This is a genomic window from Sphingomonas brevis, from assembly GCF_023516505.1.
Classification (GTDB): domain Bacteria; phylum Pseudomonadota; class Alphaproteobacteria; order Sphingomonadales; family Sphingomonadaceae; genus Sphingomicrobium; species Sphingomicrobium breve.
On record NZ_JAMGBB010000001.1, the window covers coordinates 1174552 to 1189319 of the forward strand.

Sequence of the window (14768 nt, forward strand, 5' to 3'; positions counted from 1 at the left end):
TGCGCCTGAGCGCCAGCATCTGTTCGCCTCGAGTTTGTATTGGCGCTTTCGTCATTGGTTAAGTTTTGCACAGTTACTCGAAAATCAATTGACTCAGATCATAGCCGCCAAAGCCAAGTGCATTTAACACTAATACATTCGGAGGACGTATGAGCAGCCCGGCTTCACAGATTGGAGAGCGACTAAGGGTTTGGGACCTTCCACTTAGGCTTTTCCATTGGATTCTGGTCATCGCCATCGCAATCGCATTCCTATCCTCTGAGGAAGACAGCGGCCTGAATGATTGGCATGTACTTTCTGGATGGGTGGCGGCTACGCTTCTCATTTTCAGGCTAGTCTGGGGGTTCGTCGGCGGTGAGCACAGCCGGTTTGCCAATTTCCTCAACTTCAGCGGGATTAGGCATCATCTCAGAGGGTTTGTGCAGGGAAAAGTCGAACCCACAGTCGGTCATAATCCGCTAGGCGCCATCGCAGTCATCCTTTTGCTCCTGCTGGTGGCTGTAACCATCTGGAGCGGGGCATTTCTCGGCGAGGCGGGCGAGGATCTGCACGAGGTCGTGGCTTGGACACTTCTCGCGCTGGTCGCCGTTCACGTGCTGGCCGTGGTGTTCACCTCTCTACTCTCACGAGAAAATCTGGTGAGAGCAATGATTGATGGCACCAAACCTAAGCAGCGGCACCCGCTTGCAATGGACGCCAGGCGGCCTGGACCGATGGCATTTCTCCTCGGAGCAGCGGCCGTGACTGGGGCGCTTTACGCCATTCACATTTATGACCCTGACGCATTCACGCTTAGAACTGCCGAGTCCTTCGAGCATCGCTCTGGCGGCCAGATGACGGCGTCTGAAATAACCAAGGCGGAGGACTGATCCCCTAGTTTCGTTGCGCGCTCGGCAATCATCCTAATGGGCTTGGCAAGCATTCTTGCGTTCCCAGCCGATAGCCAAGTCAGCGATCATTCGAGCTACCATAATGCCTCGGTGGTCGAATCCATGATCGGCACGCCAAAATCCATCGCCGCTGAGCACCGTGAATTGCATGAGACGCTTGCGCGAGCGTCTGGCGAAGGCCGCAGGCTTGGGCTAGCCGCTCGGCAGTTGGAAAGAGCGTTGGCGCCGGTCTTTCCACCCATTGCCTGGCCCTAAAACCGAACGAACAGCCGCCTTCGATCATCGAAACCGTCGTGCGGTAACGATCGGGAAGGCCGCATTGCGGCCATTACTTGACTATCAGCACCGAAACTTCCCAATGAGATGAGTGCCCATCATATTCATGTTGGGTGCGCCATTTTGCTTTTTTGTGCCGCGTGCGACCGTTCCTTTTTGGGAAGGTGTCCGAAATGGCCAAGATCCTCTGCGTCCTTTACGACGACCCGATTGACGGAATGCCGCAAACCTATGCGCGCGACGACATTCCCGTGCTCGACCGCTACCCTGATGGGCAAATGTTGCCGACGCCCAACGGCATCGATTTCAGGCCCGGCGAATTGCTTGGCTGTGTATCGGGCGAGTTGGGCCTCCGTTCCTACCTCGAAGGAAATGGCCATAGCTTAGTCGTCACGGAGGATAAGGACGGTCCCGACAGCGAATTCGAGCGAGAGCTGGTCGACGCCGACGTTGTCATTTCCCAGCCTTTCTGGCCCGCCTATTTGACAGCCGAGCGCATCGCCAAGGCGAAGAATTTGAAGCTGGCCCTCACCGCGGGGATCGGCTCCGACCATGTTGACCTGCAGGCAGCCATCGACCGCGGGATCACCGTTGCCGAAGTCACCTACTGCAACTCGATCAGCGTCGCCGAACATGTCGTGATGATGATCCTGTCTCTGGCGCGCAATTATCTGCAATCGTGGGACCTGGTGAAGGCAGGCGGCTGGAACATCGCGGACTGTGCCGCAAGATCCTATGACATTGAGGGCATGCACATCGGCACTGTCGCAGCCGGCCGAATCGGCAGCGCCGTCCTGCGGCGATTGAAGCCGTTCGACGTCCACTTACATTACACGGACCGGCATCGGCTTCCGTTGGAAGTAGAACGGGAATTGGGCGTGACCTGGCATGAGTCACCGGCCGACATGGTTCCGCATTGCGACGTGGTGACGATCAATTGCCCGCTGCATCCGGAAACCGAGAATCTGTTCGATGCGGCGATGATCGCGCGGATGAAGCGCGGCGCCTTCCTGGTGAACACCGCTCGCGGCAAGATCGCAAATCGCGACGCCGTCGCCGAGGCGCTCGAAAGCGGGCAGCTGGCCGGCTATGCCGGGGACGTCTGGTTCCCACAGCCAGCACCGCGCAACCATCCGTGGCGCAACATGCCCAACCACGGAATGACGCCGCATATTTCAGGAACGACGCTGTCGGCCCAGGCGCGCTATGCCGCAGGGACGCGCGAAATCCTCGAATGTTTCCTGGAAGGGCGGCCCATTCGCGACGAATATCTGATCGTCCAGGGCGGCCATCTCGCTGGAACTGGCGCGCATAGCTATAGTCCGGGCAACGCTACGGCCGGGTCGGAAGAAGCCGCAAAATTTAAAGCCAAGGTCCCAGCCGAGGGCTAGGCCGCCGGCCAGTTTTCAAGGACCTCGACGAACCGGGTCAGCCAGGCGTTGGTCTGATGGCCGTCAACCACGCGATGATCGATGGTCAGCGTGACATAGGCCATCGGCCGGACCAGGATCGCATCCTGCCCATTCACCTCGCGCACGACGACGCGTTTTTCCAGTTTGCCGACCCCGAGGATTGCCGCCTGGCCGGCGTGGAGAATGATCGGCGAGGCGAGCAGGCTGCCCGACACGCCATGGTTGGAAATGGTGAAGCTGCCGCCCGACACATCGGCCGCGGCAAGGTCGCCCGAACGCGCCCGGGCAGTGAGATCGTCAAGCTTGCGGCCTATTTCCTCCAGGCTGAGCGCCCCGGCGTCCTTGACCACCGGCACCACCAGGCCCTTTTCGCCGAGCGCCGTACCAATTCCGACGTTGATCCTCGGAGCGACCGCGATCCGATCTTCCTCCCAACGCCCATTGATCGCCGGCGCGACCGCCATCGCTTCAGCCGATGCCTTGATTAGGTAGGCGGTATAGCTGAGCCTGACGCCCTTGGCTGCCATGGCGGCCTTGTGCGCCGCGATGGCGGAGAAATCGGCTTCGAACAGGGCTGTGACGTGCGGTGCCTCACTGACCGCGCGGACCATATTCTCGGCAATCTTCAGGCGCATCCGGTCGTGCGGAATGTCCCGCGCGCTGAACTGGCTCGACGGGCCGCTTGCCGGCTTGCCGCTGCTGATCGTCGCCGAAGCGACCGCGCGATCGACATCGTCGCGGGTGATGCGGCCGTTACGGCCCGTGCCGTCGATCCGCGATGGATCGATATTATGCTGTAGCAGCGCTCGGCGGACCGAGGGGGACAGCCGGGTCTCACCGTTCCCCGGCGAAGGCCGGGGTCCAGGAGCGCCGACTGGCGCTGCTGACGCAGCGCCCTGGGCCCCGGCCTTCGCCGGGGAACTCGCGGCTTCTCCTGCCGGATCGATCTTGGCAAGTAGCGCGCCGGGCTCGGCCTCATCGTCGGTGTCGAGCAAAATCTCCGTCAGCACGCCGGCAGCAGGCGACGGCACCTCCTGAGTGACCTTGTCGGTTTCAAGCTCGACCAGCGGCTCATTCTCGAACACCAGGTCGCCGACCCTGCGAAGCCAGGCGCGGACGACCGCCTTCGTGCCTTCCTGCTCGTCGGGAACGCGAACGTCGATCATCTAAAAGCCCACCAACCGGTCGATCTCGGCGCGGATCTTGCCGACCGTCGGCAAGGCCCATTCCATCAGCTTGGGATGATGTGGGCTCGGCACGTCCGGCATGGTTACGCGCGCCACCGGCGCGTCGAGGTCGAGGAATGCTTCATCAGCAACGACGGCAGCAATCTCCGCCCCGAAACCGCCGGTACGCAGATCTTCGTGGACGATCAGGCAGCGACGCGTGCGGCGGACGCTTTCGAGCACCATTTCCCGGTCCCAGGGCTGAAGGGTACGCAGGTCGATCACATCGGCGCTGATGCCTTCCGCGGCCGCCTCGCAGCGGGGCACCATGGCGCCCCAGCTGACAATCGTGATCTTGTCGCCGTTGCGGGTCCTTTTGGCCTTGCCGAACGGCAGGACGAACCTGTCGCCCGGCCACGGCCGCCGCGCCCAACTGTCGTCGAGCATGGCGCGATGTTCGAAGAAGATCACCGGGTCATTACCGCGCAGCGAGGCACGCAGCAGCCCGACAGCATCCTCGGCGTTGGACGGCACCGCGACCTTCCAGCCCGGATTATGGACAAACGCCACCTCATTGGTCTGGCTGTGCCACGGATCGCCGCATTTGAAGAAGCCGCCGGGGATGCGCAGCACCATCGGCGCGGAAAAGCGGTTGGCGGTTCGCCAGCGCATCGTTCCGCAATCATTGATCTGTTCAGTCGCCGGTTCGGCATATTTGCGGAACTGAATCTCCGGCACCGGCATCAGTCCGGCCAGCGCCATGCCGACCGCGCGACCAATGATTCCTTCCTCATTGAGCGAGGTGTCAAACACCCGGTCGACGCCATATTTGTCCTGCAAGCCGAGCGTCACCGCGTGGACGCCGCCCTTGGGGCCAATGTCTTCGCCGAACAGCAGCACCCTGGGATTGGCCTCAAGCTCCTGGTCGAGCACCCGGCGAATGGCGGTGACCATGTTGATCCGCTGGCCTTCGGGTTGCGGCAGATCGGTCGCATCGTCGAGGCTGAGACCAGCTCCGCCGCCCACCTGGCTGGCTTCACCATCGAAATAGACATGGTCGGTCACGCGATCAGGCGACGATACTCCCCGCGCCTCCGCTTCGGCGCGGGCGGACTCGACCTCCTGCGCGACCGATGCCTCAATCAAATCCCAGTCGAGCCTGGAGGCGAATTTCCTGAGCTTGGGCAGCGGGTCGCGCGCCCATTCGGCCTTAACTTCCGCTTCGGACTTGTAAGTTTGAGTGTCCTGGAAGCTATGGCCTTCGAGCCTCGGCACGGTCAGCCGGATCAGCGCCGGCCCCTTGCGCGCGCGGACATGGCCGATTGCCTCGCCGATTAGCCGCTCGGCTTCCTCCGGCTCGGTGCCGTCGCCGTTCCAGATGGCCAGATTCTTGAAGCTGGCGAGGTTGGCGGCAATATCGCGGCCGGGCGTCTGGTAATCCGACGTCACCGAGATGCCGTAGCCATTATCCTCAATATAAAATAGCAGTGGCAAAGATTGTGTAGTCGCAATTGTTAGCGCGGACCAAAATCCGCCTGTTGCGCAGCTGGCGTCGCCGCCAAGCACCACCGCGATAGCCCCATCGTCCTTCTCGCCCAATACCCTGGCCTTGTAGGCAATCGCCTGCGCCCAGCCGGCGGCCGGGGTATATTGTGCGCCTACTCCGCCGCACATCGGCAGCGCATGAGCGCCACCCGGATTGGGATAGTTGAACACCACGCCGATATCGCGGCCGTCGCTGTAGCCGCCGGCCAGACCCATGCCCGAACCCAACGCATCGGCCAGCGGCACGCCGAGAGCCAGAAGCATCGGCCTCGACCGGTAATAGCCACAGGCCGCGTCGCCATCGCGCAGGTGCATGCCAAGAATGACCTGTGCCACGTCATGGCCGCGGGCCGAAAACTGGTAGAGAACCTTCTTCTCGGGAACGAGCCGGGTTTCCTCAAGCTCGTCCATCGCCCGGCTGGTCACCACGAGCCGGGCTACTTCAGCCCAGTCCACGCCAAGATCGGCCCTAAAGTCGGGCTCCGGTTCGGCAGCCATCAAGTCAGCCATTAATGGTCTCGACGACAGCGGCTATGAAGCGCTCGATGGCGGCGTCGGCCATGCCGATGACGTTGAAGCGGCCGCTGTCGGCCATGTAGATCGCATGGTCCTCGCGCAGCTTTCGGACCTGCTCGGGAGTCACCGGCAGCATCGAAAACATGCCGAATTGCCCGCCAATATAGGCCAGGCGCGGATCAGCCGCGGCGATTGCACCGCGAATCCGGTTGATGCGGTCGCGCATCTCTCCGACCTCGGCGTCCCAGTCGGCGCGCAGCTCGGGTGTGTCGAGCACGATCCGAACGGCAGCAGCACCATGATCGGGCGGCATCGACCACATTTCGCGCGCGATCTGGACGACATGGTCCATTGCCCGCTTGGTCCCGGCAGCATTGCCGGTCTTGAGCCACAGCGAGCCGACGCGATCGCGATAGACCCCAAAATTCTTGTCGCAGCTCTGCGAGGCGATAACCTCGTCGCAGGCATCGAACAGTGCGTGCAGCCCGGCGGCATCTTCGGCGAAGCCGCGCCCAAGCCCCTGGTAAGCGATGTCGACAAACGGGATCAACCCGCGCCGCGAAACGACGTCGACCACCTGGCGCCACTGGTCGTCGCTCAAGTCGGCGCCGGTTGGGTTGTGGCAGCAGCCGTGGAGCAGCGCGACATCACCTCGGTCGGCGCTTTCGAGCGCAGCCATCATGGCATCGAACCGGATGCAAGTCTGGAGCCGCTCGTAATAAGGATATTGAACGATGTTGAGCCCGGCCGCCTCGATTACGGGAACATGGTTGGGCCAAGTCGGCGTTCCGACATGGACCTTTGCGTCCGGATGGGCCGCGGCGACCAGCTTGAAGCCAAGGCTCAACGCTCCGCAGCCGCCCGGCGTGTGAAGTCCCGCAATGCGTTCGTCGTCGGCATGGCGGCCGAGCACGATCGGCCGAAGGAGCTCGGTATATCGCCGGTCGCCATGTCCGCCGACGTAACTCTTGGTCTGCTGGCTATTCCACAGCAGTTGCTCCGCCTTCTTCACCGCGCGCAGGATCGGAGTGTTTCCGGCGCCATCACGATAGACGCCAACCCCAACATCGATCTTGTCGGGCCTGGTGTCGGCATTGGCCATGGCAATCAGGGCCAGTAGCGAATCGCTTTGCACGTCGCCCAGCGCATCGAAGAATTGAGCGCCCCCGTTGCTGCTCGTCATGGTCGGCTCGTCCAGCATTTTTTCGCTCTAGCGCGAGATTGCCGTCATTGCGAGCGTAGCGAAGCAATCCAGTTGCTGGATCGCCGCGTCGCTCCGCTCCTCGCGATGACGGCTAGGCGTCATAGTCGACCGCGACTCCTTCGCCGACGGGCACCGACTGGCAGGTCAGGACATAGCCCGCGGTGATTTCCTCGTCAGTCAGGCCATAGCGCGCCGCCATTTCAACCTTGCCCCTGGTGACCTTGGCGCGGCACGTGGCGCACACCCCCGCCTTGCAGGCAAATGGCGCGGGCAAACCCGCCTCGCGCGCGCTGTCGAGGATATTGGCCTCGCTGAACTCGACCTTGCGGGTCCGCCCGTCGAGCGTGACGCTGACCGTCAGCCCCGCTGCCTTCTCCTGCAATTGCGCCATCTGCGCTGCCAGGGCAGCGGAGGGGCGGCCCGCAAGGAACCGCTCGATATGGATACGGTCCTTGGCCACGCCACGGGCATTCAGTGCTGCCTCGGCGGCATCCATCATCGGGCCGGGGCCGCAGATGAACCAGGCGTCGACTGCCCCTGAATCGCTGACGAGGTGGTCAAGCGCGTCGTCGCAGGTTTCGCGGTCGAGCATGCCGTTGAACAGCTCGACGTCGCCCTGCTCGTCGCTGAGGAAATGATAGAGCTCGAACCGGCCGATGTAGCGGTCCTTCAATGCCGCCAAAGCCTCGAGGAAGATGACCGAGTTTGAATCGCGATTGCCGTAGAAAAGGGTGAAGCGGCTGCGCGGCTCGGAACCTAGTGCGGTCTTGATCAGCGACATGACGGGGGTAATTCCGGAACCTCCCGCGAAGGCGACGTAATGGCGAGACTTCGTTGGATCGAATTCGACGGTGAAGGAGCCGTGCGGGCTCATCACGTCAAGCGTGTCGCCCGCCCTTAGATTATCGCCGACCCAGTTGGAGAAGACACCGCCGGCGATCCGCTTGACGGTGACCTTGAGCTGGTCCTCGTCGGGCGCGACGCACAACGAGTAATTGCGCCGAACCTCCTCGCCGCCGATCTCGGCCCGAACCGACAGATGCTGGCCCGCCCTGAAACGGAAGGCATCCTTCAGCTCCGGCGGAACCTCGAAACGGATCGAATTAGCCTCGTCGGTTTCGGGAACGATCTCCGCCACTCGAAGCGAGTAGAAATGCTCAGCCATTACCAGGCAGCGTCGGGATAGGTTCGGGGCAGATGCTGCATTATCGCCAGCAAATGGCCGAGGTGCTCGCTGTGATGGCCCCTCCGGCCACCAAGGATGGGCCGCTGGTCGGCAGGCGGGTCCAGCTTGGCTTCAGCCAGCACCGTCGCGATTGCCGAGCGATATTCATCCTCGAATTCCCGCGGATCGACGGCTATTTCGCGCTCGATCAGGCCGGCAAGCATTTCATCGACTTCGAACAGTTCGGGGATGAAGCGCCAACACCAGTCCAGCCCCGCGGCCATGCGCCGCGCGCTTTCCTCGGTGCCGTCTCCCAGGCGGATAACCCAATCCGCCGACAGTTCGCGGTGATAAGCGACCTCCTTGACGCCCTTGGCGGCGATCGCAGCGATCCGCTCGTCCTTCGAGCCGACCAGGCGCTGGTAGAGCATGTGCTGCCACGTTGAGAATAATAGCTGGCGAGCGATCGTCTGGCCGAAATCGCCATTGGGCTGCTCGACCAGCAGGCAATTCTTCCAGTCCAGCACATCTCGGTGGAAGGCCAAATTGTCGGCATCGCCGGCCAGGCCGAGGAAGTTGGTCCCCTGCCCGATCAGGTCGAGCGCCAGGTTGGCGAGGCTGAGGTCGACTTCCAATGCCGGCGCATGGCCGCACCATTCGCTGAGGCGCTGCCCGAGGATTAGCGCATCGTCTCCCAGCCGCTGGCAATAATCGGCCAGCGCGGCGTCGATTTCGATGGTTGGCGCGCTCGCCATCAGATGTGCTTCACCACGTCTGGGATGTCGTAAAAGGTTGGGTGGCGGTAGATCTTGTCCTCGGCCGGCTCGAAAAGCTCGCCCGCCTGCTCAGGATCGGAGGCAACGATGTCAGTCGATTTCACCACCCACAGGCTCACTCCTTCGAGCCGCCGCGTGTAGGTGTCGCGCGCGTGCCGGAGCGCGAGCTCCGGGTCAGGAGCATGAACGCTGCCAACGTGACGATGGCTAAGACCGCCTTTCGCACGAACGAACACCTCCCATAGCGGCCAGTCGGTCATTTCATCCCACCTTTCGTCATCCCCACGAAAGCGGGGACCCAGAAAAGAAAAATTAGGTTCCCGCTTTCGCGGGAATGACGAGAAAAAATCAAGCGGCTGCTTTCGCCCGCCGTTTCACTTCATAGGCCGCGGCGGCCTCGCGCACCCAGGCGCCGTTGTCCCAGGCTTCGTTGCGGGCCTTCATCCGCTCTTTGGCGACCGGGCCCTCACCGCGAACCACCGCGTAAAATTCTTCCCAGTCGACCTCGCCAAAGTCATAGCCGCCCTTGGCCTCATTCCATAAGACGGCCGGATCCGGGACAGTGAGGCCGAGGAAATCCGCCTGCGGAACGGTGATGTCGACGAACTTCTGGCGAAGCTCGTCATTGGTCTCGCGCTTGATCCGCCAGCGCATCGACCGTTCGGTATTGGGCGAGTTGTCGTCGGGCGGGCCGAACATCATCAGCGAAGGCCACCACCAGCGGTTCAGCGCATCCTGCGCCATCCGCTTCTGCTGAGGCGTCCCATTGGCCAGCGCGATCATGATTTCATAGCCCTGGCGCTGATGAAAGCTCTCTTCCTTGCACACCCGGACCATGGCGCGGGCATAGGGGCCGTAGCTGGTACGTTGCAGCGGCACCTGGTTCATGATCGCGGCGCCATCGACCAGCCAGCCGATCGCGCCGATATCGGCCCAGGTCAGCGTCGGATAATTGAAGATGGTGCTGTACTTGGCCTTCCCGGAATTGAGGGCCTCGACCATTTCCTCGCGGCTGGTGCCGAGCGTTTCCGCGGCGCAATAGAGGTAAAGCCCGTGCCCGCCTTCGTCCTGCACCTTGGCCAAAAGGATCGCCTTCCGCCGCAGTGACGGGGCGCGGGTGATCCAATTCCCCTCCGGCAGCATGCCGACGATCTCGCTATGCGCGTGCTGTGAAATTTGCCGGACCAGCGTCTTGCGATAGGCTTCCGGCATCCAGTCCTTGGGCTCGATGAATTCGTCGGCGGCGACCCGCGCCTCGAAAGCTGCGACGAGCTCCGGGTCCTCGGCGGTTTCGATCGGCTTGACGTTCTTGTTGAGCTCGGTGGTGTACATATGGTCGATGTAGCGCTTCCGGCCCCGCGCTTCAAACTACTGATAGTCGGCGGTGACTTCGATGTTCCCAATATAAGTCCCGTCAGCGGTGGACGGGATCGCGATCGAGCCGCCAATGTTGAAATCGGTGCCCGGGGCGCCCGAGTTGGTCAGCGTGATCGTACTCGGTGCCGTGGGCGTAAATCTGATCGTCGTTGAATTGCTGGCATTCACGAGGTCCGATGGCGCGACAATGATTTGCACCACACCCTTGTTGCTGCCCTGGACGTTAAAGATCGCGGGTCGGGCAGCGCCCGTACACGTAGCCGCCGCCGGGCAGCTTATGGCGCCAGCCATACTCATCGAAACCGTGGTGGTCCCGGAAGCGGCCGGCATAACAATGCCAAAATCCAGGTCCTGCTTGGAAATGAATGTCAGTGCTTTGACGACATTGGCGTTGGCCTGGATGGTGATCTGCGCTGCACTCGCGGGAACGAGTGGCATCGCGCCCAGAAGAGCGAATGCAGACAACCTCCAGAGAGCGCGCGAAATGATCGTCACAAGCAGCCCAGAATTGGATCCAACCTGAACCGATACGGAGTTGTGGTGAAGAAGCCGTTAACCACGACCCCTCCCGGCGAGCGACAGGCGATGCTAGTCAGAGACCATGGCTTACGAATCCCTCCTCTTCTCCAACTCCGATGGCATCGCCCGCATCACGCTCAACCGGCCAGACCGGCTGAACAGCTTCACCAAGGCCATGCACGCCGAGTTGAGAGACGCTCTTGCCAACCTCGGCGATGCCCGGGTGGTGATGCTGACCGGGGCCGGTCGCGGCTTTTGCGCGGGTCAGGACCTCAATGATCGGGCGGTCGCGCCGGGCGAGGCGGTCGACCTCGGCGAAACGGTGGAGGAAAGCTGGAACCCGCTGGTCCGGACGCTTGCTGCCCTGCCGCAACCGGTCATTGCCCGGGTCAATGGAGTTGCCGCCGGCGCAGGCGCGAACATTGCGCTTGCCTGCGACCTGGTCATTGCCGCCAAGTCGGCCAAGTTCATCCAAAGCTTCTCGGCGCTGGGCCTAATCCCCGATAGCGGTGGAAGCTGGCATTTGCCCCGGTTGGTTGGCCAAGCGCGGGCGCTGGGCCTGGCACTTACTTGCGAGCCGCTTCCGGCCGAGAAGGCCGCGGAATGGGGACTGATCTGGAAAGCTGTCGATGACGACCAACTCGATGCCGAAGTCGACGGCGTCGCGACCAAATTGGCATCGCTTCCGCCCCTCGGCCTCGCAGCGATCAAGCAGATCATCCGTTCAAGCTGGAGCCGAACGCTCGACCAGGAACTGGAATTGCAGCGCGACGAGATGCGCCGGTTGGGCTTCACGCATGATTATCGCGAAGGCGTCGCCGCCTTTCTCGAAAAGCGCCCGGCCAAATTTGAGGGCCGCTAATCAGGCGACCAATTCGCTGAATTTGGCCAAATCGATGTTGCCGCCCGAGACGACGCAGACAATTGGCCCTTCGCCGGCCTGGCCGGTGAGCGCCGCGGCGAGCGCAAGTCCCCCCGCTCCCTCCGCTATCGTACGGGTTTTCTCCGCGATCAGGCGCATCGCATCCCTGGTCTGATCGAGCGTAACGGTGATCGTGCCATCGACGATCGGCTGCATGCGCTGCCACATCCGTGCGGTGACGCTTTGTCCGCCGGCGCCATCGACGAAGGACGCCTGCCAGTCGGGGAATTTGCTCGGCGCGCCCTGCGCCAAGGAATAGGCATAGGGCGATGCAGTTTCCGGCTCGGCGCCAATCACTTTTACCCCGGGTCGCAGCGCCTTCGCCGCGCTGCCGACGCCGGTAATCAGGCCGCCCCCGCCGATCGCTGCAATCACCGTCCCAACGGTTGGAAGCTGCTCGACTATTTCCAGACCCATCGTGCCATGGCCGGCAATGAAATCGTGGCTGTCGAAGGGATGGATGAAGGTGCCCTCCAAGCCCTCGAACGCGTGGGCCTCGGCCGCTTTCCACGCCTGTTCGTAGGACACCGGCATGATTGTCGCGCCCAGCGCCCGCATCCGGTCGAGTTTGGTCTGCGGCGCCGTCTCGATCGCCACCACCGAGCAGGCGATAGCCGCCTTTCGTGCAGCAAAGGCCACGCCCTGCCCCGCATTGCCGGCGCTGATCGTCCAAACGCCGCGCGCCCGCTCCTCGTCCGTAAGCCGGGCTACGGCATTGGCTGCGCCGCGAATCTTGTAGGAATTGGTTGGCTGCAGATTCTCCAGCTTTAGCCAAACCTCGGGAGCGCCGCTTCCGAGCTCCAGCTTTACCAATGGCGTCCGCAATACCGTGTCGGCGACATTGATCCGCGCATCCTCAATATCGCTCAGCTGGATTGGCCTTACCGGGTCGATCATTGCCGCCTCTGTTTCATGATTGGGTGCCTTCTTCTAAGGGAGGCGCATGAAGACTCTCAAGCTGCTCAACTATGCCTTTGACCAATGGCAACCCGGCGAGGGCAATCTCACCGAGATCGCAAGCGCTATCGACGGCTCGCCGGTTGCATTGACTGGGTCCGGCGGGCTCGATTTCGGCGGCATGCTGCGCCACGCCCGCGACGTTGGCGGGCCTGCCCTCCGCAAGCTGACTTTCCACGAGCGAGCCCGGATCATCAAGGGGCTCGGCCTCGCCATCATGGCGCGCAAGGAAGAGCTGTACGAACTCAATTACCAGACCGGCGCGACCCGCAAGGACGGCTGGATCGACATCGAGGGCGGCGCAGGAACCCTGTTCAGCTTTTCGTCCAAGGGCCGCCGCGAGCTTCCCGACGCCCATGTCCTGCTCGACGGCGCGGTCGAGCCGCTGTCGAAGGGCGGCAGCTTTGTCGGCCAGCACATCTATTCCCCGCTGCAGGGTGCGGCGGTTCACATCAACGCGTTCAATTTCCCGGTATGGGGAATGCTCGAAAAGCTCGCCCCGACTTTGCTTGCAGGCATGCCGGCGATCGTAAAGCCGGCCAGCGCCACTGCCTATCTGTGCGAGGCGGCAGTTCGGGTAATGACCGAGAGCGGGCTGCTGCCGCCCGGATCGTTGCAGCTGATCGTCGGAGGTGTCGGCGATTTGTTCGACCATCTGACAGGCCAGGATGTCGTCAGCTTTACCGGATCGGCCTCGACCGCGCTCAAGCTCCGCTCTCATCCGACAGTCCAGCGCGAAAGCGTCAAATTCATCGCCGAACAGGACAGCCTGAACGCCTCTTTGCTTGGACCCGACGCGGCGCCGGGGGCGCCCGAGTTCGAGCTGTTCGTCAAGGAAGTGGTCACGGAGATGACGGTCAAGGCGGGGCAGAAGTGCACTGCCATCCGCCGCGCCATGGCCCCGGCCGAGCATCTCGACGCGGTCGAGGCGGCGATCCGTGACCGGCTCGTAGCCACCAAGGTCGGCGACCCGCGCGACAAGGAAAGCCGCATGGGCGCCCTCGTTTCGCTCGGCCAGCGTGACGATGTCCGATCACAAATCGCCAAGCTGACCGCATCGGGGGCCCGTATCGTCGCCGGCAATCCTGACGCAACGCCAGGCGTTTCCGGCGGCGCATTCATGGAGCCGATCCTGCTCCGCAGCGACGATCCCTGGGCGAATGGCGCAGTCCATGATGTCGAGGCGTTTGGCCCGGTGTCCACAGTCATGCCTTATCGAGACTTGGCCGACGCCATCGCTCTGGCCAATCGCGGAATGGGCAGCCTCGCGCTTTCGCTATTCACTCATTCGCCCGAGGCGGCACGGGAGTTTATTCAGGGCGCAGCCGCCTATCATGGCCGGATGCTGGTCCTGAACCGCGACAATGCCGCCGAGTCCACTGGTCATGGCTCCCCGCTCCCGGTCCTGGTCCATGGCGGTCCCGGCCGCGCGGGGGGAAGCGAGGAAATGGGCGGCATCCGCGGCGTAAAGCATTACATGCAGCGCACCGCGATCCAGTCGACTCCGGCGATGATCGCCGCGATTAGCGAGCAATATATACCTGGCGGCCCCAAGCATGAGATCGCCCAGCACCCCTTCCGGCGCCGCATGGCGGAGCTGGAGATTGGCGATACGCTCAAGACCAAGAGCCGCACCGTAACGCTTGAGGATATTGAGCATTTCGCCCATTTCACCGGCGATACATTCTACGCCCACATGGACGACGAAGCGGCCAAGGCCTCGCCAATTTTCGAGGGCCGCGTGGCTCACGGCTATCTCATCCTGAGCTTCGCCGCCGGCCTGTTCGTGGATCCCGATCCGGGCCCGGTGCTGGCCAATACGGGCCTTAAAAACCTCCGCTTCCTGACCCCGCTCTATCCGGGGGATTCGATGCGGGTGGAACTCACTGTCCGCTCCAAGTCGCTGAAAAGCGAGGACACCGGCGTGGTCCGCTGGGCAGTCGAGGTCTTCAACCAGAAGGACGAGATGGTCGCGACATACGACTTGCTGACTGAAAACGTGCCATAAGGGCGGCAACCGCTCTCCTCGCCGTTCGTTTTGAC

13 protein-coding genes are annotated in these 14768 nt (G+C 62.5%); 4 read left to right on the forward strand and 9 right to left on the reverse strand.

All coding sequences use genetic code 11. From position 1 onward, the window contains the following. Positions 1 to 149: 149 nt before the first annotated feature. A complete protein-coding gene (locus LZ518_RS06090; protein WP_249915122.1) occupies positions 150 to 869 on the forward strand; it encodes a cytochrome b/b6 domain-containing protein in 720 nt (239 codons plus the stop codon). A gap of 470 nt (positions 870 to 1339) precedes the next feature. Beyond that, entirely contained in the window at positions 1340 to 2557 is a 1218-nt protein-coding gene (locus tag LZ518_RS06095; protein ID WP_249915123.1) for an NAD-dependent formate dehydrogenase, read from the forward strand. Here the strand turns inward: LZ518_RS06095 and LZ518_RS06100 are convergent. From LZ518_RS06100 to LZ518_RS06135, 8 genes are all read right to left on the reverse strand, one after another. After that, entirely contained in the window at positions 2554 to 3744 is a 1191-nt protein-coding gene (locus LZ518_RS06100; protein WP_249915124.1) for a dihydrolipoamide acetyltransferase family protein, read from the reverse strand. The two genes, LZ518_RS06095 and LZ518_RS06100, sit on opposite strands and share 4 nt — an antisense overlap. Then, the gene (locus tag LZ518_RS06105; protein ID WP_249915125.1) at positions 3745 to 5799 is read right to left on the reverse strand and encodes an alpha-ketoacid dehydrogenase subunit alpha/beta; all 2055 of its coding nucleotides are present in this window, start codon (positions 5797 to 5799) and stop codon (positions 3745 to 3747) included. It lies immediately after the preceding gene. Further along, positions 5792 to 7006, reverse strand: a complete 1215-nt coding sequence (locus LZ518_RS06110; RefSeq protein WP_249915126.1) for an aromatic amino acid transaminase — start codon at positions 7004 to 7006, stop codon at positions 5792 to 5794. The genes LZ518_RS06105 and LZ518_RS06110 overlap by 8 nt, the downstream gene beginning before the upstream one ends. A 94-nt stretch (positions 7007 to 7100) precedes the next feature. Next, complete coding sequence (paaE, locus tag LZ518_RS06115; protein ID WP_249915127.1) at positions 7101 to 8174, reverse strand: 1,2-phenylacetyl-CoA epoxidase subunit PaaE; 1074 nt, start codon at positions 8172 to 8174, stop codon at positions 7101 to 7103. Next, positions 8174 to 8929, reverse strand: coding sequence for a 1,2-phenylacetyl-CoA epoxidase subunit PaaC (paaC, locus tag LZ518_RS06120; RefSeq protein ID WP_249915128.1), 756 nt, complete (start codon positions 8927 to 8929; stop codon positions 8174 to 8176). Before paaC ends, paaE begins: the two co-directional genes overlap by 1 nt. Next, positions 8929 to 9210, reverse strand: coding sequence for a 1,2-phenylacetyl-CoA epoxidase subunit PaaB (paaB, locus tag LZ518_RS06125; RefSeq protein ID WP_249915129.1), 282 nt, complete (start codon positions 9208 to 9210; stop codon positions 8929 to 8931). Before paaB ends, paaC begins: the two co-directional genes overlap by 1 nt. An 88-nt stretch (positions 9211 to 9298) precedes the next feature. Beyond that, positions 9299 to 10282 (reverse strand): 1,2-phenylacetyl-CoA epoxidase subunit PaaA, encoded by a 984-nt coding sequence (gene paaA, locus LZ518_RS06130; protein ID WP_249915130.1) that lies wholly within the window; start codon positions 10280 to 10282, stop codon positions 9299 to 9301. 36 nt (positions 10283 to 10318) lie between these two features. After that, positions 10319 to 10822, reverse strand: a complete 504-nt coding sequence (locus tag LZ518_RS06135) for a DUF4402 domain-containing protein (protein WP_249915131.1) — start codon at positions 10820 to 10822, stop codon at positions 10319 to 10321. Between the two features lie 106 nt (positions 10823 to 10928). On the opposite strand from LZ518_RS06135, the gene paaG reads away from it, so the two are divergent. Continuing rightward, a complete protein-coding gene (gene paaG / locus LZ518_RS06140) occupies positions 10929 to 11708 on the forward strand; it encodes a 2-(1,2-epoxy-1,2-dihydrophenyl)acetyl-CoA isomerase PaaG (protein ID WP_249915132.1) in 780 nt (259 codons plus the stop codon). Here paaG and LZ518_RS06145 read toward each other — a convergent pair whose 3' ends face one another. Beyond that, a complete protein-coding gene (locus tag LZ518_RS06145) occupies positions 11709 to 12665 on the reverse strand; it encodes a threonine ammonia-lyase (RefSeq protein ID WP_249915133.1) in 957 nt (318 codons plus the stop codon). 46 nt (positions 12666 to 12711) lie between these two features. Between LZ518_RS06145 and paaZ the strand changes: the two genes are divergently transcribed. Then, positions 12712 to 14733 (forward strand): phenylacetic acid degradation bifunctional protein PaaZ, encoded by a 2022-nt coding sequence (paaZ, locus tag LZ518_RS06150; protein WP_249915134.1) that lies wholly within the window; start codon positions 12712 to 12714, stop codon positions 14731 to 14733. Positions 14734 to 14768 lie beyond the last annotated feature (35 nt).

What these genes read in the sequence shown, in the direction of transcription:
- LZ518_RS06090 (WP_249915122.1), top strand. Translation starts at nt 150, where the DNA reads ATGAGCAGCCCGGCTTCACAGATTGGAGAGCGACTAAGGGTTTGGGAC.
- LZ518_RS06095 (WP_249915123.1), top strand. Translation starts at nt 1,340, where the DNA reads ATGGCCAAGATCCTCTGCGTCCTTTACGACGACCCGATTGACGGAATG.
- LZ518_RS06100 (WP_249915124.1), bottom strand. Translation starts at nt 3,744, where the DNA reads ATGATCGACGTTCGCGTTCCCGACGAGCAGGAAGGCACGAAGGCGGTC.
- LZ518_RS06105 (WP_249915125.1), bottom strand. Translation starts at nt 5,799, where the DNA reads ATGGCTGACTTGATGGCTGCCGAACCGGAGCCCGACTTTAGGGCCGAT.
- LZ518_RS06110 (WP_249915126.1), bottom strand. Translation starts at nt 7,006, where the DNA reads ATGCTGGACGAGCCGACCATGACGAGCAGCAACGGGGGCGCTCAATTC.
- paaE (WP_249915127.1), bottom strand. Translation starts at nt 8,174, where the DNA reads ATGGCTGAGCATTTCTACTCGCTTCGAGTGGCGGAGATCGTTCCCGAA.
- paaC (WP_249915128.1), bottom strand. Translation starts at nt 8,929, where the DNA reads ATGGCGAGCGCGCCAACCATCGAAATCGACGCCGCGCTGGCCGATTAT.
- paaB (WP_249915129.1), bottom strand. Translation starts at nt 9,210, where the DNA reads ATGACCGACTGGCCGCTATGGGAGGTGTTCGTTCGTGCGAAAGGCGGT.
- paaA (WP_249915130.1), bottom strand. Translation starts at nt 10,282, where the DNA reads ATGTACACCACCGAGCTCAACAAGAACGTCAAGCCGATCGAAACCGCC.
- paaG (WP_249915132.1), top strand. Translation starts at nt 10,929, where the DNA reads ATGGCTTACGAATCCCTCCTCTTCTCCAACTCCGATGGCATCGCCCGC.
- LZ518_RS06145 (WP_249915133.1), bottom strand. Translation starts at nt 12,665, where the DNA reads ATGATCGACCCGGTAAGGCCAATCCAGCTGAGCGATATTGAGGATGCG.
- paaZ (WP_249915134.1), top strand. Translation starts at nt 12,712, where the DNA reads ATGAAGACTCTCAAGCTGCTCAACTATGCCTTTGACCAATGGCAACCC.